Raw genomic sequence first — 20,693 nt, forward strand, 5'->3', positions numbered from 1 at the left:
TTGCGCTCATACCGCTTGTCAATGCCACCGGCGATCTTTTCACGCGCCTTTTCCCGGTGCTGAAGGAATTCGAGAAAGTGGGCAACGTGCTCGTCACCGTCCATGCGCCATGGCAATGGGCATTCCTCATTCTTGCCATCGGCATAACGCCGGCGATATGCGAGGAATTCCTTTTCCGCGGCTATTTCCACAGAACGCTTGAGCGGAGCTTCGGCGCACCGGGCGTCTATTTCCTCTCTGGCACCGTGTTCGCACTGATACATCAGAATTATTTCGGGCTTATCGCACTTATCCTCGTCGGATCATATCTCGGCTTCGTGTATCAGCGTGCAGGGAGCATATTCGCGTCCGCGGCGACGCATTTCGCGTACAATACGACGCTCATCGTTCTCGTCAATGTTCCTGCTGTCGGCGGCTTCATCATGAATACGGATGGAACGACGCGCTGGCAGGCGGTCATCGCGTCCATCGTTCTCGGGTCTTCCGCGGTAACCGGTCTACAGCTTCTTTCGGGAAAGCGGCGGGTCGCGAAATAACGTTTCGCCTTTCACGAGCCGGTAAGCATTCGGCACCGGTATACTGTTGCTGCATGTTCAATATGTAGCATAAATCAACCCATCTGGTACCGCTGGTACCAGGCAATAATGCGCATATCACTCCTCGGAGTGATACCCGAAAGCGGCATTCGGCAGTATTATTCGTGCGTACGGAACGCTCGAAATGAAGAATGCATGGAAAGGAGACATGACATGCCGCTCTCAACTGACCAGACCGTCGGTTTCTGCGCGAATGTGCTCGAATACATGCGTGCGAATAAAGCCGCGTTCAAAGACGCGGGGCGTGCGGTCGATCCGATGCTTTCCGATCTCGGGACCAGTACCGCTTTTCCATCGCGGAAGGAGAACCGGAAGGAAATGTCAGTGGAAACGGAAAGGGCGTATACGGGGTGTGAATAGAGAAGGTTGGATACATGAAAGGGGTGAATGGCCGTGCGGGGTGGAGCCTGCGCGGCCATTCGCTTTATTGCCGCCGCGTTCGATCAGATAGCCCGGCGCGGCGCGAAGGCCGCCTCGGCAACTCGATCTGTGCGCAATATAGTCCAGAGATACGCAACTATATCCACAAGATTTTTCACCGCATACTTTGCCTTTTCATACTGTCGTAGCTACTTTAGGGACGCATCGAAAATACCGGTATATCCGGGTATGAAGGAGTTCATCATGGCTGCTAAGAAGATACGCTGGGGCATACTCGGGGCGGGCAATATCGCCAAGGCGTTCGCCCGCGGGGTTGCTCATTCAAAATACGGCACGCTCACCGCTGTCGGGAGCCGCACGCAGGAAAAGGCGGATAAATTCGGCGAGGAATTCAATATCCCGCACCGGCATGCAAGCTACGAAGCGCTCCTTGCCGACCCCGTGGTCGATGCGGTCTACATAGCAACGCCGCATCCGCTCCACCCCGAGTGGGCGATACAATGCGCCGAGGCGAAGAAGCACATACTCTGTGAAAAACCCGTCTCGCTCAACTATTATCAGGCCCTCGCCGTTGTCGAAGCTGCCAGACGCAATAATGTCTTCTTTATGGAAGCGTACATGTACCGCTGCCATCCGCAGACGGCGAAGCTCGTCGAGCTCATCCGTTCTAAGGAGATCGGCGATGTGCGGGTGATACAGGCGACCTTCAGCTTCCACGGCGGCTTCAACCCCGAAGGCCGTCTCTTTAAGAACGCACTCGGCGGCGGCGGCATACTCGATGTCGGCGGCTACACAACGACCATGGCCCGTCTTGTCGCGGGTGTTGCGCTCGGAAAAGAAACGGCCGACCCGATAGAGTTCAAGGGTGTCGGCTACATCGGCGAGGGGCGCACCGACGAATGGGCAGCGGCATCGGTGAAATTCGAGGGTGGGATAGTCGCATCGCTTGCCACCGGCGTCTCCGTCATGCAGGATAATTGCGTACGGATATTCGGCACGAACGGGAATATCGTCGTTCCGAGCCCGTGGGTCCCGGCGCGCGAGGGCGGCTCGGTAAAGATACTCGTCACGAAAAAGGGAGAGAGCGCTCCGCGTGAGATAGTCATCGAAACGAATGAATGGCTCTACGGTCTTGAAGCGGATACGGTCGCCGAACACATCGAGAACAAACAGGCAAAATTCCCCGCCATGTCCGTCGAGGATACGCTCGGCAACATGAAGATGCTCGATGCGTGGCGTGAGCAGATAGGGATGGTATACGATGAAGAGAAAAGCGAGGGGCTGACGCTTCCCATTCACAAACGGCCGCTTGCGGTGAGCCTCAGCAGCATCATGCGCTACGGCACGATACCCGGCATAGAAAAACCCGTATCGCGCCTTGTCATGGGCGTTGATAATCAGAACACACTGCCGCATGCGTGCATGATGTTCGATGATTTCTATGAACTCGGCGGCAACACCTTCGATACCGCCCACATCTACGGCGGCGGCAAGCATGAGACGAATCTCGGCGAATGGATACGCCTGCGCAATGTGCGTGAGAACGTGGTCATACTCGACAAAGGCGCCCATACGCCGTTCTGCAATCCGACCGATCTCACCAAGCAATTCCTCGAAAGCCTTTCACGCTTCAAGACCGATTACGTCGATATCTACATGATGCACCGCGACAACATCGACATACCCGTCGGCGAGTTCATCGATGTGCTCAATGAACACAAGCGTGCCGGGCGCATGCGTGCCTTCGGCGCATCGAACTGGACGATAGAGCGCATCGAAGCGGCGAATGAATATGCGCGAAAGAAAGGGCTTGAAAGCTTCTCGGCGATCAGCAACAACTTCAGCCTCGCACGAATGGTCAACCCGGTCTGGGCGGGATCGCTCTCGTTCTCCGACCCCGTCTCCCGCGCATGGCTCACGAAGACGCAGATGCCGCTCATGCCGTGGTCAAGCCAGGCGCGCGGCTTCTTCGTACCCGAACGCGCACGCCCCGATCTCCTCGCGGATAAAAGCCTTGCCCATTGCTGGTACAGCGATGACAATTTCCAGCGCCAGTCACGTGTGTTCGAGCTTGCAAAGAAAAAGGGTGTATCGGGCGTTACCATCGCCTGTGCCTATGTTCTCTCGCAGCCCTTCCCGACATTCCCGCTCATTGGACCGCGCACGCCGCGTGAGACCGAGGACTCATTCAAGGGACTCACGATATCGCTCACGCCGGAAGAGGTCGCATGGCTCAATCTTGAAAGCGATGGCCTGAAGGCCGTATCCAGCAATCGCCCTCAGGCGGCGATGGCGAATTGATCAAAACGGGAAGACATCGCTCGTGCCCGCAATGTCAGCCCGAACGAAAGCATGAACGGCAGTGAAAGGAGCGAATCGATCGAGCAGGCACCCGATGCCCCGAGCACATAGTCGCCTGCGGGCAGGACGCGGCCGACATCACCATCATAGGCAATATCGCCGATAATGGGGTCGAGCAGAAGACCGTACGCGGAAGCGGCGAACGTCAGCGCCTTGAATCGCACGGCGACAATGCCGCTTACGAGCGTCATTGTCAGATACGGATTGTACGAGCCGGCGGCGGAAAGATCGACGGCAAGCGATCCGAGCGTAGCCGGGTTATGGAATGCGCCTTCAATGCTGTCCAACTCGGCTGCCGCGGCATTCGCTAGCGACGATGCGCTCATGCCGGCCCCTATCGTAAGCACATCGAACGCACTCGTCGACTGCGCCGCTAACGACGATATACCGAATGCTGCCGCACAGAATGCTGCGACCAGCCCTCTCATCGAAGTACCATGACCTTGATGGTACGGCGTTCGGCCCCGTTGATGATCGCGCATAGATAGATACCCGGAGCGGCTTTTTTCCCGTCGCTCGTACGCATATTCCAGGTAAGACGCCCGTTCGCACCCGCCGATGCCGGTACGCTCGTGAGATGCCTTCCGGACATGGAATATACCTCAACCGACGCATTCGCAGGGAGATTTGCGAACACTATCCCTTCGCTGTTACCTCGATACGGATTATTGACGGCCACTGCACGAGAAAGGTCGTCCTTTTTCGAGAAGAACCGGCTGAGGTCTATACCCGCGGCGATGGCCGGCGCGCTTGTCTGCGAAAAGTATCGCGCGATGATACGTATGTCGTACCGCTTCTTCGTGTCAATGCCGGCAGGCAACATCCATTCATTCGAGTACGAACCCGAATCATTGCTTGTCGGACCGCTCACCGCCATGTCCGTCCAGGTATTCATCCCCGAATCCGAATAGGCAAACGATATCTGCGCCGCGCCGAGCCAGCTTTTCATCACGGTGTACGATATGCGAACAGAATTCCTGACCGCATCAGGATACGCCGCAGCATTGGTTATGCGAAATTCCGAGGAAGAAGTAATGTTCGTTGCGATCATTGCCGGTGCGGACGTGCTGTAACCTGCAACGGCAGGCACATGCGCGGTGCCTGCGGTGATCGCCGCACTCCCAAAAAAGAGATCGCCAAGCGTCGTGCCGTATCGTAATTCATCAATGGTCTCAGTGTACGCTGCCGACGCATAGTTTCCCAATGATATCTGCACATACTTGCTCGCGGTGAATTCCGCACCAGCGGAGCTGCTTGACACCTTCGAGAGGCAGTTGGCGTTCAACGCATCCTCGGTGATATTGTTCTTGATCGCATCGTAATTGGCGGGGGTAAGCGCCCACCATGAACCCGTCTGCGTTCCGCTTCCGCCAATGCCGGTGAATTTGGCGATGAGCAGATACGTGCCGATCCCGGGGTAGGAATTCGGGCTTTGCGTATCGTTCTCACTCGACACCCGAATACCGCCGACTCCGTAGTTCACGCCGCTCGTGCTTTTGTATATCTGGGCAATGTTTCGCATTTTCTCACTGCCCTTCGCCGTCTGATATGATGTGGTCTGTATCGCGGAGAATTGATATGCCGCAGGTTTCGCCATATCGACATGATAGAGATAGCTCATCCAGATATCGCCTGTTGCGGCGGCGGCGATCTTTCGCCCGATACGCAATGTCACCGCACCCGCCGTATACAGCCGTACCGCATTGCCCGAGACCTGATAGTCGCTGAACGTAAGCCCTTCTACGACAGTGCTCTTCATGCTGCTGCCATTTTCGGAGCTGCCCCAGGCATTTTCGCCCCATCCGGTACCGCCGGAAAGGGTGTGCAGACTCGCACCAAGGGTGTAATCGAAGCCGTCATACATGAGCAGATTTCCCGAAGGCGTATCGTTCTCAACTATTGTCAATAGTGCAGCATTCTGTGTTCCTATGACCGCGCCGCCCGTCGGAGCGGAAAGCGTCAGGGTGACGGTCTCATTCCCTTCGACCACAGCATCGTCATTGATCGTAACCGAGAATATTTTCGTGGTCTCACCGTTCGAAAAGGAAACCGTGCCGGTGCCCGCCATGAAATCACCGCCCGCAGTTGCCGTACCGGCGGCGATGATATATGTCGCTGAAACAGTCCCGGCGCTCCCGCCGGAACGTGTCACCGATATCTGCGCCGTGCCGTCGTTCTCGTTCACTGAATACACCGATGCGCTGAACTCAAGCAAAGAGGGTGCAACCGGCGGCCCCGGTATAAAACTCACACTGTCCGAGTATTCACCGCGCATGGTGCTGTTCGTTCCATAAATCCTGTACGTATATTCGTTGTTCATCGATTCAACGATGTCGCTGATAGACGTGGTGTTCGCCGGCACATGCGCGACCTGAACGAAATTGCCGCCGTTCGTTTTTCGCTGTATGAGGTACGCCGTTTCATTCACCGCATTATCCGTCCAGGACAGCAGTATCGTACTCGCACCCTGAGCGCTTGCGGCAAGCCCCGTCGGCACCGGAATGGGAATAATCATTCGTTCTATCACAAGTGACCGCTCCGACTCACCGTATTCATTGGTCGCACTCACCTGATATCGGTGCAGGCTGTTCTCCGATATGTCATTGTCATTGAACGACGTCGCGTCCCTTTTCGATTCCGGATATGGCTCCGTGAATCTGGTGAACACCCCGCCATTCACGCTGCGGTATACATTGAACCCTGTTTCATTGGTGATGCCGGCTCCGCTCCATCCCAGCACGATATCGCGTATCGTGACATCCTTGAACATCAACGCCGAGGGGGCTTTCGGTAGAAGCATGAGTACGGAAAGCGGGGCGCTTTTTTCTGATTCTCCCGCTGCATTGAACGCCGATACCCGATACACGTACCGGACATTGGTGCTAAGACCGGTATCGGTGAACTGTGTTATATTGGACCCGAGGGTGCCGATAGGTACAAATCCCGAATTTTCAACACTGCGGTACACGATGAAACCGTCCTCGATCAATGAAGTATCGATCCATGAAAGCACGATTCGCTCGGTACTGATTATCGTCCGCGTAATATCACGCGGTACCGATGGTCTCGGCAATGCCACCCCATTGGCAACGACTATTAACGTAGTCCTGCTCCCCGGTGACAGAATTGAGCTTGCGTCATACGCAACCGCGTAGATGGTGTGCTCACCATCGGGCACCGCACGGGTATCCCACACATACTGTATCGATGCGCCGTCCGCGCTTGCGCGCAGCGCTCCATCAATGTACAGCTCAATTTTTCTTATGCCTCGTGCAGAGGATGCCGTTGCCGATACCGGTGCGACCCCCTGCAACACGGTACCGGATGCCGCATTGATAGTTACCGATGGAATAACAGCATATGGCCTGCTGAGTGGATCCCCAATGAATGTCGTCTGCCCGCGTTTATCCCTCCACGAAACAAGAAATGATGCTTCGATCACCGTGCTTCCATTCATATACATCGAACGGAATTTTTCAGCATAGTTCGTACTTACACACGCATTGAGAAACCCGCTGCCAGGTTCATACACAGCGCCAGCATATGTCGCAAAGCCCAGACGAGAAAGGAATGGCATTGGGAACTGTCCGGCCCCGTCGTGATTAAGGAATTGCGTCGGTATACAGCCAAAAGACTCATCCGCTTCTGCATGTCCACCCGGCACAGCCATAGGCACGGGCATTACCGCTGCGAAATTGTCATTATTGTATCCCGAATAAACACCGGCAAACAACAGTACGGCCATGTCATTGATGGAATTTAGCTTGAAATTGAAGCCCTCTGAATACCAATCTGAGGGTAAGCCGTAGTGGACTCGCCAATTCGTGGCAATATTCGTACCGTATTCTTTCGGCACTCTATCATAGTGGTTATTTTGCAGCACCCACCGCCCACCGTGTACCGAAGCCTGCGCCCCATCACCCAATACCGCACTGTCGAGCGCCATCATTGCCTCAGCGGTCTCAAATGCGGAGAGATGTGAAACCAATCGATAGCTGGGGGGCTTCGTCGCCGGCCATGGTCTTGCATTCTTGATCACTGCGGTATATTTGTTGGTGCAGGCAAACGCTCGATTTGCCACATCGGCTGACGAATGCTCGTAATAGAAATATTCAATCGTATTGCCGAATATTTCATACGTTGCAAGATAGGACGCTGTCGAACTTGGAATATCCGCTCCCGGCATCTTCATTCGCACCGGTATTCCATATGACAGTACAATATAATCGATGACGTTTGATAATCCGCGATTGCTTATGGCGCTGTAAATCGGCTCAGCGAGATCGTTCGTAAACCGGATGAAACCGTTCGCGCCTTTGAACTCATTGATGATGCGATCGGCCGTGTTGATCCCCACGAGAAGTACGTTCGTCGCCGGGATAGTGCGTTTCATCCGATAGTAATTACCGACGATGATGGAATCCTGGCTGTTGGTATCGATGACGAGAAGCACGCGATGCGGCGCCGGTATGGCGGACAGCATTCCGCAAAACGCTAGGGCGACAAGAATTATCCGATTCATGGTGACCTCCACAGTTTTTTATCGTTCAGGAACGGCATCGTGCTGCGATCACCGCTGCTATTGCGCTATTACTAGTGTTGGATCTCCGTATAATACGAAGATCGTATTGTAATATACCGGGCGATTGAGCGTTTGATACCACAGCTCTCCGAGTGTTTTTCCGGCCAGTATACCGGTCAAATCCCACGACGGGCTCGTCGGCCCGAACCCGACCGATGTGGACACCGAACACCCGGTGGCGAGTGCCCCGGCATTGAGCGGCTTCATGAGCCGCGTCGAACCATAGTCGAACTGATATGAGCCATAGAAAAGCTCGAACACCGACCACGGCGTTTTCGGGCGAGCCGCCCATGTCGACGTCTTATCCGAGATCGCTTTATGATCGAAGTCGAAACCGAACGGGGCACGCGCCTCGGCAGCTGCTATGTTCTGGAACTCACCATAATTTGATACTGCGGTGATCGACAATGCCCATTGGCGCACGTTCTCCCAATACTTCGCCAGATAATTGCCGTGCCCAATGAGCGTTTTGGGGCGCCACTGCCCGGCACGATACGCCCGGTTGCGCGCGAAATAATCTACATAGCACTGCGCGATCCAAGCCGGCTTCGAATTTGTTGCGCCCCATTGTGCGGGTGTTCCAATGTGATCAAAATCGAGCCAACCGACGCAGGCCTTAAGTGCCCCTCGTACATGGCGTGAGTCCGGACTACTGCTCCCCGGTCCGATCATCTGATCGAATTTTCCATCGCCCGGAACATTCTTCAGTGCGGCAGTACGATGCGTACGAAACGAATTATCCCCGATATCCGTCCACTGACCGTCGGGGGCTGCGTAAAAGAGCGTACTCGCATATGCTCCACGATCTTCATGAGAGGTGGGAATATCTAAACCCGTGTAGGGCATCGGTAATTTTCCGATGAGAAACACATGCGGCGCAACACCCTTACTGCGTATATACGGCCAGATGATCTGTTCAGCGAGCTTCACATGATTGGAAACATCCTTGTTAGCCTTTGTCCATGATGCGACCGTAACAACCCACCCTGCCCGCTCAACATCCGTTTTCCATCCATTGAACGCACTGATAACCGAGGGCGCCAACGTCGAATCGAGTACGACAAGGAGATCGCCGCCCGTGTTGGATATGAAATTCATTGTCTTACTGTTATATGCACCGCCCAACGGATTGAGCGTATTACGCATACATCCGGTTACCAGTATCCCGATGCATAGAATTGTGACCCCGAGAAATACCTTTATAGGCCGTGTCGTGAATCGATCACTGTTTTTCATAAACATCCTCTGAATTATAGTTGTTACATCATCCCTTTGTTTTTTCGCTCATCTTCTCAAGGTCAATGTTGGATCGCCGTAGAGCACAACATAGGGGCGCTTCAAGTCTGCTGAAACAGATTGCTTCCAGATCTCGCCCAATGTTTTTCCGATCTCTAATCCAATGATATTCCATACATTAATTGCCCCCATACTTCCGGTAGCAAGCGCACCCGCCCCGAGGGGGTTCATAAGCCGTTTTGAGCCAAAATCGATCTGGTAGCTGCCATAGTATAGATCGAGCACTGCCCATTGACCATGAATATTCGTCCAGAATGAATCCTTATCTGAAAACACCTTCGTGTCGTAGAGAACACCGAATGGAATACTATTGAGCGGTGAGAACCTCTGGCTCGCATTTGAATAGGAATACCTGAATGCGAGATAGCTGAAGCCATTGCTTATTGCCCAATTGGAAAATGCCGACGAGTATGACGCTGTCCATTCACCCTGAGCGGCGACGATGCGGGGTCTCCAGCCGTTCATTCGGTAGGAATGATTATTCGCAAAGTATTCGCGATACTTCTGTATCGTAAATGAATTTTGATCGAGCAGCGATCCCCATCCTTTGATCTTCAAACTGCTGACATCGAGAAAACCGATAGACACAAGCGGGGGAGATGGGAGAATGTCTTGATCGAATTTCCCGTCACCCGGAATGTTTCTTTGGGCGCTTTTCGATAGGAAGCCGCTGTTATCACGAGTATCCGTCCAATAATTGGTGACCGGTATCCCATAATACGCGGTTGATGCATAGGCGCCTTTGGTATCTTGATGGCCATCGGGATTGATACCAAAGCCGATGTAGGGCATAGGGCATGAGCCGACGAAAAATACATGCATGCCGGGAACGATACGCGGCCAGATGATATTCGTCGCGAGATCGACATGCATATACTTATTTCTATTATTTCGTTTCGGGGTAAGAATTGTCTCAACCGTCCATCCATCAGCGACGAGATCGCCCCTGTAGATATCGAGTTCGTTGACAATGCTGCTGTAGAGTACCGATTCGACTATCAAGAGGACTTTTTTGCCCGAACCGGCAAGTCCTGATCCGGCACCGGGTAATACGCCAAGCGACTTCGATGTTTCACCGCTGTACAGAGGCGCATCATTGGCATCCATTGCGTCATCAGCGGGTGAGAGCGGATTCAGTATACCATTGGTACAACCGCTGAAAATGCATAGCGATGCCAGGATCGCGAAAAATGCCGCACGTGCATCAGCTTGAACTTTGTGTAAGGGTTCATGCATTTTTTTCATAAACCAATCTCCTTTCCCGGTGGTGTGTATCTACTACGACGACGAAGCTGATAAATGGGGCAACGTTTTTTATTGACAATGGGGGGGTGAAGTGGTAAAATACAATCGATAGTCCGTTTGCAGGAACATCGTGCCCGCAGAAGGTATTGAAAATTGATTGCCCCCTTTCCCGAATCCCGCGTCATAGCATATAGACGCAGATAATGGCACCCGCACCCAACGATGCCGATGAACGAGTGTGCATTGCACGGATCGCATCCGGAAAAGACACCGAGGCGCTTCGCATGCTTTATGAACGGTATATCGGAAAAATAACTCGTTATGTAAGGCGTCTCATGCCCTCGGACCGCATTGCCGTCGACGACGTGGTGCAGGATACGTTCGTGCGGATATTTGAACGGGCAACGCAGTTCCGCGGGACAGGAACGGTGTCGTCATGGATATACCGGATAGCGTTCAATTGCGCCATGGACGAATACCGCAGACGTACGATCCCGATGGGTGACGCTTTGATCGAAGCCAATGCCCCGCCGAGCACCGCTGTAGACGAGATCGTCGATGAGAAAATGAAACGCAGGGCACTGAATAACGCGATCATGCTGCTTGACCCGAAGTATCGGGAGATCGTGCTGCTGAAGATCTTTCAGGACATGACATTCACTGAGGTAGCTGCATTTCTGAAGATGCCGGTGCGCACGGTGAAACATCGCATGCAGAAGGCGATGCAGCACATTCATGCGCATATGCATGGCCGGGGGGACGGATGAAAAAGCGCGCCGAAAAGGACAACAGGATGTTCGATCCGGGCAGCACAAAGGGAGATGAGTATTCACCGGGGTTACCCGCTGCCGATGAGAAACGCCTGCGCGGCGTATTTGATAGTGAAACGGCCGCCCGGGATAGATCGAACGATTCACTCGTCCCTTTTCCCCGCATACTCTCTGAGATACGGGACCGGGAACAGAAGCGGCGAGTCACCCGCCTGCGTTACACCATTTCCGCCGGAGGGATCGCTGCTCTTCTCATCGCGGGTATTGCACTCTGGCGTTTTCTTCCCGCTGCGTCCGGTGAAGTGATCGTCTTTGCCGGCACAATACAGAAGAACGGCGCCCCCTTCGATGTGAAGATATTTGACCGTATCGCGGGCGGCACTGTCGTTGCCGCATCCAAGCGGCTGATGCTGCGGTACGACGGGTTTGCGCTCATCGATGTCGGAGTGAACGCATCCGTCAAGCTCGACGATGTGCGCTTCAGGAACGGTCGGGGTGCTGTTGTTGCAGCACTGCATGGCGAAACACGCTTTCACGTACGAAGGCAAAGCGAGCAGGATTTTTTCACGGTCATTATCGGAACGAACCGCACACGCGGCGTAAGTGTCATGGGAACGATTTTCTCGGTGCGGACGGTCAATGAGGACGAATTTGATGTTGCGTGCATACAAGGAGCGGTCCGCATATTCGAAAGAGCTGACACCATTACCACAGTGAACGCCGGCAACGCGATACGCTTCTCGAAGGGAAAAATATCCCCGATCACGATACCGCACACCGCAGCTGTGCAGGAACTGATCGTATACCCCATAGACAAGATACCGGGCGAACGTGCCGTCGTCGTCAATGATACGCATACGATAGCACTGTCCACTCCGAATACTATCGCGAGCGACGATACTCCCCATGCAATACAAAAGAGCAACGCAGCACAGACTGGCAAACCTATGCCGGTCGAAACGGTCGAGAAGAAATTGTCGACACTGAAAGGAAAACGGATCCGTGTCGTAACGATCGACCAGGAAGTATTAAGCGGGATATTCGTTGCGGAAAACGATGACGATCAATTCACGATAAAAACTCCTGTGGCCCTCGTCGCCATTGACAAGCGAAAAGTACTTGAGATCGCCGCTGAAAAGCAGCGCTGATCAGCTTTTCCCCGGCGGCAGGCATATATCACGATCGTTGTTGACGAATCACCGGTTCTGGCTATACTGATGTATATGCCGGGAACCGATGACAAACCGCGCGATCACACGCGTTTTGAAAACAGACCGCAGGCGACGCGGTCATGAAAACGATCACATCCATCGTGCCGCTCCCGCTGCTCTTTTTAGCTTTGTGCAATTGTGTGGAGAATGGCAGGCTCCCTACTGACCCCCGGTACAATACACCGCCGATCATCGGAATCACGCCGGACGCGGGGGTCGCTATGATATATGAAAGCGCGAGAATTCCTGTTCTTGCGGCGGACCCCGCGGGGGATACGCTATCATATCAGTATACCATCCTGTCCGGGGGCGGCACTATCAGCGGTTGGGGATCAAATGCGCACTATCTCCCGGCATCGGTCGGCATAAAACAGATCGAGGTATCCGTTTCCGATACCGGCGGCTACACCATGAAACAAACTATCCCTATCGATGTGTTCGATCCGACATCGTGGACACGAACGACAGCCGGCGCTGTTTTCCCCCCTCGCATCTATCATGCATCCGTTGTCTTTGACAACAAGATGTGGGTCATCGGCGGATGGAGCGGTGAAAATACGAATGACGTGTATTATTCGAGCGATGGCGTTACCTGGACACAGGCAACAGCCGCAGCGGCCTTCTCTGCACGAGTATTGCATACATCCGTCGTCTTTAATAATAAGATGTGGATCATTGCCGGAAACGACAACGCTCCGACAAACGACGTATATTATTCTAGTGACGGTATTACTTGGACACAAGCCACTGCGGCCGCCGCATTCCCGGCAAGGAACAGTCATACATCCGTCGTCTTTAATAATAAAATGTGGGTCATCGGCGGGAGTGATGCCGGCGGTAATCCCACGAACGACGTCCATTATTCTATCGATGGTGTCAGCTGGACACAGGCCACCGCGATTGCCGCATTTCCTGCACGAGTGCAGCATACATCCGTCGTCTTTCATGGTAAAATGTGGGTCATCGGCGGGAGTGATGCCGGGGTCCCTAAAAACGACGTGTACTATTCGAGCGATGGTGTTACCTGGATACAGGCGACAGCGGCGGCAGCATTCTCAGCCAGATCATTGCATGCATCCGCCACCTTCAATAACAGGATGTGGCTCATTGGCGGATTTGACATCGCTGCAAAAAACGATGTATATTATTCGAGTGACGGCATCACATGGACGCTAGCGACGGCCTCCGCTAACTTCTTACCGCGATATGAGCATACGCCCCTGATCTTCAACAACAAAGTATGGCTCATTGCCGGGCGGGTCTTCGGGAATACCAATGACGTTTGGCGATGTGAGTAGCACCGTTAAAATAACATCGTTCATCACCGCTGTCGTCGTGCTTTTCATCGCACCCCCGTTCCCGGTCCACTCTTTCGACTGTGTGATAGGAGTAAAGGCATTGGGCGGCTCCGGCTTGGGGCTGCGATACCCGCTGAGCGTTATTCCCTGTTTCGGCGGCGGGGTTTCAGCATCGACAAAGCCGCTGCCCTTCCTCTGCACATCGATATTCATTGATTATGAAATGAGCATAAGCAGCGCCTACGGCACCGTGCCCGGCATCAGCTACACTGCAACAACATTCGCGCATACGCTGCAATTCGGGATGGATGCGGCATTCCTTTTCGCAGGGTCATGGCATGCCGGCGCAGGCGTTGTCTATTCTCTTGGCATTGCCAGCAGTACGACGATGACGACCAACGGCGTCTCATATACCGTACCCGCCGTGTTCGGTCATGGAAATTTCGGCGCGCTCGCCCTCATCGGCTATTCGGTGCGGCTGACAGAGCGGCTCGAAATACCGATAGAGGTGTCCATGCTGTTCCACCTCACGTCCCCGCTTACGATCGATATCGGCGCTTCGCTCGGGGTACGCTTTCATCTCGCTTTTGACGGGACAAACGCGGCGGAAGAAGATCGACGTGCGCTGGAAGATGAAAATCGTTTTGAGGAGGGTGTGCGGCTTATCCGAGAAAAAAAATTCTCTGAAGCGATGAAATGCTGGAACAGCATCGATGCATCATCATCGCGCTATACTGCCGCGCAGGAGCACGTCAAACGGGCGCAAGCGGAGGCGAAAGAGTTCTATCACCCTGACAACGTCATTGGGCATGCTAAGAAGCTTGAGGGAAAGGACAAGGCGGAGGCGATACGGCTTCTCGAGGAGGCGCTTATCTACTATCCCGGTGACAGTGAGATCCAGATGCTCCTAAAGATAATGCGGAGCAGGAATTTCATCATTCTGGAGTGAATGAATCGGCAACATCGAACACCATTCTCCCGCGCATTCCGCAAACGTTTCGGAATACCACCGTCGGAGATGCGTACCGAGCATAGCTGAGGGCTTTTCAGCCCGTGCGAACTACAGACCGAATTTAAAGGCTCCTTTTGTTTGTCCCATATTTTATACTCAGCGTTTCATATACGAATCACGGCGACACCGAATGCCGGCAGTGTCCATTCCGCTCCCGTCTTCGTATCGGTTATCAGCTCCGTTTTCCCGCGCGGTACGGCGAGTGTCTTCGCCTCTTCGGTATGGTTCATCACGAACAACACCCGCCTTCCTCCCCCGCCGCGTATCGATACCTCGACACCGGGGGGCGGTGTGCAGAGCGGTGTTATACCCGCCGCCGTAAGCAGCTCCGCAATGACCGCATCATAGAACTTTTCGCTCTCCACGATCGTGCCGAGATAGTATCCTTTCCCTTTGCCATGATCGTTGCAGGTGAATGCTGCGAATTCCTTCATATGCGGAGTGTCGTATCCCGCGAGCGTTCTCGCCGAGTGCGCGGTGATCCAATCCGCATACCGGACACCGGCGTATGATGCGCCCATACCGTTCATGCGATATTCCACGCCGCCGGGCACGCCTTCATATTCCTCGATGGAAATGCCGAGCGCTTTTGACAATAACCCCGGCAGTGTCCGTGCATGACAGCGATTGAACTCGTCCTTGACACCGGTACGGCAATCGGTAAACAGCACACCGCCGTTCTTCACATAGGTATTGAACTTTTCTGCGACTTCATCGGCAAGCACATGTTGATGCGGGGCAAGAACAAGATCGTATTTTCCCATAGGATCATCAGGCTTTATGACATCGACGGCGACGCCTGCGCGGAAAAGCGCGCGATGGTATCGTTTGAACGCATCCTTATATGATGAAGTGAAAAAATTCTCATGCCCCTGATATTCATATCCCGGCTGTATCTTCAACGCCATGATGCTGTCATAATCATAGATAATGGCGGCTTTCGCGAGCACCGTGGTATCTTTGATGTGCGGCCATAGCGCATGAAGCTCTTTCGCGGTCTGCGCCGCTTCATCATATCTTCTGAGCGTTCGCCCGTCATGCCCGAGCAGCCCATGCCAATACTGCTCACGCCCGACGGTAGCCGTGCGCCAGCGAAACCATATCGTCGCATCCGCCCCGTGTGCGACCTGCTGATACGTTATCGACCGAAGTTCGCCCGGGCGCACATTACGCCCGAACGTCGTCGCTCCGCAGGGTCCGGCCGTCTGCTCCATTATCCAGAAATTCTTTTTTTTCAGACCGCGCATGATATCGGCGGCGCTCGATGCGTCGTAGCGCACCGCGGGGGCGCCCCAGACAGGGTAATTATCCCAGCTCACAAAGTCAAGATCGGCGGCGAGGTCGTAATAGTTCACATCCCCGTGATTATATCCCATGAGATTATGCGTGATGAACTTCGAAGGACATTCGCTCCTGAGCACGGCGATCTGTTCGCGCTGGAAACGCACATTGAGGAATGAGGTGAATCGCTTGAAGTCGAGACATATTCCCGGGTTCTGCGAATTCATATCGTCGGGTATCTGTATCTCGTCCCAGCGCCCGTATACATGTCCCCAGAAAGCCGTTCCCCATGCGCGGTTGAGCGCGTCGAGGGTCTTGTATTCCGCCGAGAGCCATTCCTGAAATTCACGCCGGCATATCGGGCAGTAACAGGTGGGTCCCCGGAATTCATTGTCAGTCTGCCATCCGATGACATGCAGGTCCTTCGCATAGTGCACAGCCATGGCTCTTGTAATGCGCTCGGACAACAGGCGAAATGAAGCAGATGAGAAACAATTGTTCTTGCGTGCCCCCCATACCGTCCGCGTACCGTCTGTTTTCATTGCGAGCGTGTCGGGATATTTTTGCGCGACCCAGGCCGGCATAGCCGCCGTCGGCGTCCCGAGAATGACCGACACCCCCTGCCTGCCGAGCGTACGTATCGCATCGTCAAGCCACGAGAAATCGAAAACACCTTCTGTCGGCTCCATAAGCACCCAGGCGAATTCCGCAAGCCGAACGATATTGAAATTCGCGGCATTCATTTTCTTTGCATAGGGTGTCCACAGCGCCCTGTCCCAATGCTCCGGATAGAAGTCTACACCGACATAGCACGGCTGCTCAGGTCTTTTGTGCGCTCGTTTTTTCATGCGTGTTCCTTCATCGTCTTTTTATACGTCAATCATGCGTAAGCGACTGCACCTGCGAAACGATCGCATCCGCTTCATCCGCGCTCTTCGCCGTTGTGATGAGAGCAAGGCCCTTCGATGAAAGCGCGGACATGAGCGGGCGGATCTGGTCGGGGTTCACACAGATAAGCAGCGCCTTCCCGCTTTTCTGAATGCGCGTAAGAACGTCGATATGCTCTGTCGCTTTCGGCTGCCCTGCCACCTGCGTCCACTGTATCGCCCGAAGCTTTTTTATCGACAAGAGTGTATCCAAATGACGGATCTGCTCGATGCCGTCGAAATGATACAGCGGGTAATCGAGATAATCGCATTGTGTTCGTAATTCTTCGGCAACGAATTCGTTAAACGACTCGGGCGATATCATTACCGATATATCGCTTTGCATCTGCGCATGAAGCCCCGGCGCCCAGGTGCGGAGCCAGCCTATCGAACTTCCACCGTCATTGTTCTTCGCAAGAATGGGCATGACATCGTCATACGTACGTTCGTACACTCCCTGTATTTTTCTAAGCGATCGACGCACAGCATCCGGCGCATCTATCATGTCCACAAGCACATTCTCACTCCCGCGTAGTGAGGCGAGCGCGTCCACATTCCCGGAGCAGTCCGGCATCGACACGACGAATTCCTGTCCTGCTTCGGCTGAAAGATAGCGGGCTATGTCGAGCGTCTTCGAATAGAGAAACCCTTCGGGCTCGAATTCCGGCATCGCATCGCGCGATGGAACGGACGGATGGAACCACATTGTGTTCTGACCGAATTCATAATTCGCATCGCGAAAATACCCGGCGTGGCCTGAAGCGCCGAGATTATGCCAGTAGACATGGAACGCATCGCCGGCAAGATATGTCCTTTTCATCGTATCGCGCTGACGCTTCACTATCCGTTCGGGATCCGTCCAGTATCTCCTGATCTCTTCTGCATCAGTTATAGTCTCTTTCGGTGCATGGGACAGCGGCGCCTGCACCGACACCAGACAGCGATCGACGATATCATTATTCCAGAACGCCGTCCAGCGCTTTTTCACCATATCCCAATCAGCCGTGCCGAACATGTCGCCCCCCGCTTCTATCGCTCAGTATATTCGAACCAGTCGAAATCCGCATGGCAGCGAACGCCGGAAAGGTCCTGACAGCATATACCCACGAACGCGCCGGTAAAACCCCAGGTCCGGGAATAATCATCGGAGAGTTTGCTCGCATCGAGCACGGGTCCTATCGAATGCCATTTCGAGCCATCGAATGAATATGAGAATTGAAGACGCTCGTGATCGACATCCGCCTTAAGAAAAACGCGCGCTGTGCCGAGCGGCACACGTTCTGCCGTTTCTTCGAACACGTCGTAGTCGCGCGATATAACGGCAATATGTCTGCCGATGTCCTCATCATGCGATACATGGAGATAAAAGAATCGATCGGTATCATAATAACAGATAAGCCCGGCCATCTGCTGGAAGGAGACCGGATCGAATTCCAAACACGTCGCGGCAGTATACGAGAACGCCTGCTGACGCCGGGCGAGAAGCGACTGGCGATGATTTGACGCAAGCGATTCCCGTCCATAGAGCCTGAGATATCCCTTCCTCGCGGTCAGCGTTATCCAATCCTCGGTCATCGGCACACGGAGCGACTGGAAACAGAGCGGTATCGTGCTATCATCGAAATCATCGCGCACCGGTTCTGCCGGGAACGGATGGGATACGATATCCGGAGCGGGTACAGCGCTCTCCGGTGCGTTCCCGCCGGTATGGAGAGAAAGCCAATCGTCCTTCCATACGACTTTCTGCAGCGATGTCTCCCTGCCGAGCACACAGCGCTTTTTCTCGGTGATGGGACGCGATGCCAGATGCGCGATATACCATTCGCCGTTCTGCGTTTCTACAAGCGATGCATGCCCCGCTTTCTGCAGTGTAACGCCCGCATCGTTCGCCGATGTGAGTATGGGGTTGTGCGGATGCACCTCATACGGGCCGGTGATAGAACGGGAACGGGCAATGGTCACCGCGTGCTTGTATCCGGTGCCGCCCTCGGCGAGCATGAGGTAGTAAAAACCGTTCCGCTTATAGATATGCGGCCCTTCGGTACAGCCGAGCGATGTTCCGGGGAAAATATTCCTGACCGGACCGATAAGCCGCTTCTCTTTCCTCGAATATTCCTGCAGCAGTGTTCCGCCGAATCGATTCTTCCCTTTCCGATGATCGACGATCATATTGACGAGATAACTCTTCCCGTCGTCATCATGGAAGAGCGACGGATCGAAGCCGCTCGCATTGAGATATATCGGATCCGTCCACGGGCCCATGATATCCTCAGCCGTGACAAGATAATTATGTGTGTCCTTCCAAATACCGATGAAATTCTTCACATCGGTATAACAGAGATAGAACGTTCCTTCATGATGCGTAAGACATGGGGCCCAAATGCCGCCGGAATCCGGATCGCCCCTCATGTCAAGCTGCGAAACCCTGTTGAGCACGCGCGTGAGCAGACGCCAATGAACGAGATCGCGCGAGTGATGTATCTGCACGCCGGGAAACCATTCGAATGTCGACGTGGCAATGTAGTAGTCATCACCGACGCGGCATATCGACGGATCGGGATTAAAGCCCGGCAGGATAGGGTTTCGTATTTCCACACCTTATTCCTTCGGCGCGGTGAACACGAACGATCGATAATTGATCGGCGCTTTTAATTCGCCGATGCCGGCGGTAAGGCCCATCCACGATCCGCGGCCCGCGCCGTCGTTCTCATTGACAATGAAGTTGACGGGCATGACGCGAAGCGCGTATGCGGGAGGGAGATCGAGCTCGCTCCAGCGTACGAAAAGCTCATAGCGCGTATTCTTTCCGTCGCGCACCGCCTGGAATCGGCAGCTGAGCGGCTGCGAGCCGTTCTTCGTCGAATGCAGATACGCTTTCGATCCGTTTTTTCCGAGCACAAGACCTATCTCGCGGTCGTTCTCGTCATAACCGGAAACGCTTTCGCCCCCGCTGTCGATCGCAAGCTGAATGCCGTCGGAGCGCCAGAAATCCTTTTCACCGTCGTAGGGTGCGGTATGCTCGTCGTCCCTCACATCGGCGGCAAAATACAGTCCGTCCTCGTTCCAGCCGAGCCAAGCGGTCGCGGAAAGATCGTCCTTGCCGCGCCAGGCCGCATCGATGGGAAAGAGATTCTCGCGGTCCGATAATACGATCGGCGTAAGCCCGATCTCGGTGATGACGCCGTCAATATCCGGGGTTACGATCTTTCTGCAGGGAAGGAGTGCGCCGGAAAGCTGTGCTCGTTTCGTGATACCCTCGGCGGTAAGCGTGAGATCTTTCACCTCGCTGGGCTTCATCGCGGTCGGAAGATCGAATACGATGCTCGATGCACCCGCTGCTATCGTTCGCACGATCTTCGTTCCATCGACGGCGATATTTATCTCGACGGGGTCGGAAAGCGCATTGTCGACGGCAAGTCCGGCCTTTGTCGTGGACACCAGGAACGCTTTTCTCACCGATACCGGCGCTGCATGGGTTCTCTTTCCGGCTCGAAGCGCACGCTCAAGCGCATCGCCATCCGCGGCAGGCACGGTGATGAACGCCGGGAGCGACGATATCGGTACCGTAAGCGAAGCACCGGAGGATGTCCCCCTGCCGAAGAGCGAGTACGCCGCGGAGCCGATCGGTGCCGCTGCGGAAAGCACTATCTCGCGATGCACCGGCGTCCAGACGACGATGATGGTCGTCGCATCGATAACGCGGTCGAATCGCCACGCGCTCAGCGTATCCGCTA

15 protein-coding genes are annotated in these 20,693 nt (G+C 54.3%); 7 read left to right on the plus strand and 8 right to left on the minus strand.

The genetic code is table 11. From position 1 onward, the window contains the following. From AABZ39_12225 to AABZ39_12235, 3 genes are all read left to right on the plus strand, one after another. The coding region (locus AABZ39_12225) for a CPBP family intramembrane glutamic endopeptidase (GenBank protein ID MEK6795540.1) at window positions 1–536 on the plus strand (536 nt) is incomplete at its 5' end. A 213-nt stretch (window positions 537–749) separates the two neighbouring features. Then, the gene (locus AABZ39_12230) at window positions 750–956 is read left to right on the plus strand and encodes a hypothetical protein (GenBank protein MEK6795541.1); all 207 of its coding nucleotides are present in this window, start codon (window positions 750–752) and stop codon (window positions 954–956) included. 264 nt (window positions 957–1,220) lie between these two features. Then, complete coding sequence (locus tag AABZ39_12235) at window positions 1,221–3,278, plus strand: aldo/keto reductase (protein ID MEK6795542.1); 2,058 nt, start codon at window positions 1,221–1,223, stop codon at window positions 3,276–3,278. On the opposite strand, the gene AABZ39_12240 is transcribed toward AABZ39_12235, so the two are convergent. From AABZ39_12240 to AABZ39_12255, 4 genes are all read right to left on the minus strand, one after another. Next, window positions 3,257–3,766, minus strand: coding sequence for a hypothetical protein (locus tag AABZ39_12240; GenBank protein MEK6795543.1), 510 nt, complete (start codon window positions 3,764–3,766; stop codon window positions 3,257–3,259). The genes AABZ39_12235 and AABZ39_12240 overlap by 22 nt on opposite strands. Further along, on the minus strand, window positions 3,763–7,860 hold the full coding sequence (locus AABZ39_12245) for a Calx-beta domain-containing protein (protein MEK6795544.1): 4,098 nt from the start codon (window positions 7,858–7,860) through the stop codon (window positions 3,763–3,765). Before AABZ39_12245 ends, AABZ39_12240 begins: the two co-directional genes overlap by 4 nt. 57 nt (window positions 7,861–7,917) lie before the next feature. Next, window positions 7,918–9,066 (minus strand): hypothetical protein, encoded by a 1,149-nt coding sequence (locus tag AABZ39_12250; GenBank protein MEK6795545.1) that lies wholly within the window; start codon window positions 9,064–9,066, stop codon window positions 7,918–7,920. A gap of 138 nt (window positions 9,067–9,204) precedes the next feature. Next, a complete protein-coding gene (locus AABZ39_12255; GenBank protein MEK6795546.1) occupies window positions 9,205–10,461 on the minus strand; it encodes a hypothetical protein in 1,257 nt (418 codons plus the stop codon). Between the two features lie 203 nt (window positions 10,462–10,664). Here AABZ39_12255 and AABZ39_12260 point away from each other — a divergent pair, with 203 nt between their 5' ends. The 4 genes from AABZ39_12260 to AABZ39_12275 all read left to right on the plus strand — a co-directional run bounded on the left by AABZ39_12260 (window position 10,665) and on the right by AABZ39_12275 (window position 14,689). Then, window positions 10,665–11,228 carry a sigma-70 family RNA polymerase sigma factor gene (locus AABZ39_12260; GenBank protein ID MEK6795547.1) on the plus strand — a complete coding sequence of 188 codons (564 nt, stop codon included), beginning with the start codon at window positions 10,665–10,667 and terminating at the stop codon, window positions 11,226–11,228. Continuing rightward, window positions 11,225–12,379, plus strand: a complete 1,155-nt coding sequence (locus AABZ39_12265; GenBank protein ID MEK6795548.1) for a hypothetical protein — start codon at window positions 11,225–11,227, stop codon at window positions 12,377–12,379. The genes AABZ39_12260 and AABZ39_12265 overlap by 4 nt, the downstream gene beginning before the upstream one ends. A gap of 143 nt (window positions 12,380–12,522) precedes the next feature. After that, on the plus strand, window positions 12,523–13,740 hold the full coding sequence (locus AABZ39_12270) for a hypothetical protein (protein ID MEK6795549.1): 1,218 nt from the start codon (window positions 12,523–12,525) through the stop codon (window positions 13,738–13,740). Next, a complete protein-coding gene (locus AABZ39_12275) occupies window positions 13,733–14,689 on the plus strand; it encodes a hypothetical protein (GenBank protein MEK6795550.1) in 957 nt (318 codons plus the stop codon). The genes AABZ39_12270 and AABZ39_12275 overlap by 8 nt, the downstream gene beginning before the upstream one ends. 167 nt (window positions 14,690–14,856) lie before the next feature. Here the strand turns inward: AABZ39_12275 and AABZ39_12280 are convergent, their stop codons facing one another. The 4 genes from AABZ39_12280 to AABZ39_12295 form a co-directional block, all read right to left on the minus strand. Then, window positions 14,857–16,881, minus strand: a complete 2,025-nt coding sequence (locus AABZ39_12280; protein ID MEK6795551.1) for a beta-galactosidase — start codon at window positions 16,879–16,881, stop codon at window positions 14,857–14,859. 28 nt (window positions 16,882–16,909) lie between these two features. Continuing rightward, complete coding sequence (locus tag AABZ39_12285; protein MEK6795552.1) at window positions 16,910–17,974, minus strand: trimethylamine corrinoid protein 2; 1,065 nt, start codon at window positions 17,972–17,974, stop codon at window positions 16,910–16,912. Window positions 17,975–17,988: 14 nt separating this feature from the next. Then, window positions 17,989–19,554, minus strand: a complete 1,566-nt coding sequence (locus AABZ39_12290; GenBank protein MEK6795553.1) for a glycoside hydrolase family 43 protein — start codon at window positions 19,552–19,554, stop codon at window positions 17,989–17,991. Window positions 19,555–19,557: 3 nt separating this feature from the next. Beyond that, window positions 19,558–20,693: sugar-binding protein (locus AABZ39_12295; protein ID MEK6795554.1), on the minus strand; the 1,136-nt coding region annotated here is incomplete at its 5' end.

The sequence above is a fragment of the Spirochaetota bacterium genome (assembly GCA_038043445.1).
In the GTDB taxonomy this organism is placed as follows: domain Bacteria; phylum Spirochaetota; class Brachyspiria; order Brachyspirales; family JACRPF01; genus JBBTBY01.

What these genes read in the sequence shown, in the direction of transcription:
- AABZ39_12230 (MEK6795541.1), top strand. Translation starts at nt 750, where the DNA reads ATGCCGCTCTCAACTGACCAGACCGTCGGTTTCTGCGCGAATGTGCTC.
- AABZ39_12235 (MEK6795542.1), top strand. Translation starts at nt 1,221, where the DNA reads ATGGCTGCTAAGAAGATACGCTGGGGCATACTCGGGGCGGGCAATATC.
- AABZ39_12240 (MEK6795543.1), bottom strand. Translation starts at nt 3,766, where the DNA reads ATGAGAGGGCTGGTCGCAGCATTCTGTGCGGCAGCATTCGGTATATCG.
- AABZ39_12245 (MEK6795544.1), bottom strand. Translation starts at nt 7,860, where the DNA reads ATGAATCGGATAATTCTTGTCGCCCTAGCGTTTTGCGGAATGCTGTCC.
- AABZ39_12250 (MEK6795545.1), bottom strand. Translation starts at nt 9,066, where the DNA reads ATGCGTAATACGCTCAATCCGTTGGGCGGTGCATATAACAGTAAGACA.
- AABZ39_12255 (MEK6795546.1), bottom strand. Translation starts at nt 10,461, where the DNA reads ATGAAAAAAATGCATGAACCCTTACACAAAGTTCAAGCTGATGCACGT.
- AABZ39_12260 (MEK6795547.1), top strand. Translation starts at nt 10,665, where the DNA reads ATGGCACCCGCACCCAACGATGCCGATGAACGAGTGTGCATTGCACGG.
- AABZ39_12265 (MEK6795548.1), top strand. Translation starts at nt 11,225, where the DNA reads ATGAAAAAGCGCGCCGAAAAGGACAACAGGATGTTCGATCCGGGCAGC.
- AABZ39_12270 (MEK6795549.1), top strand. Translation starts at nt 12,523, where the DNA reads ATGAAAACGATCACATCCATCGTGCCGCTCCCGCTGCTCTTTTTAGCT.
- AABZ39_12280 (MEK6795551.1), bottom strand. Translation starts at nt 16,881, where the DNA reads ATGAAAAAACGAGCGCACAAAAGACCTGAGCAGCCGTGCTATGTCGGT.
- AABZ39_12285 (MEK6795552.1), bottom strand. Translation starts at nt 17,974, where the DNA reads ATGTTCGGCACGGCTGATTGGGATATGGTGAAAAAGCGCTGGACGGCG.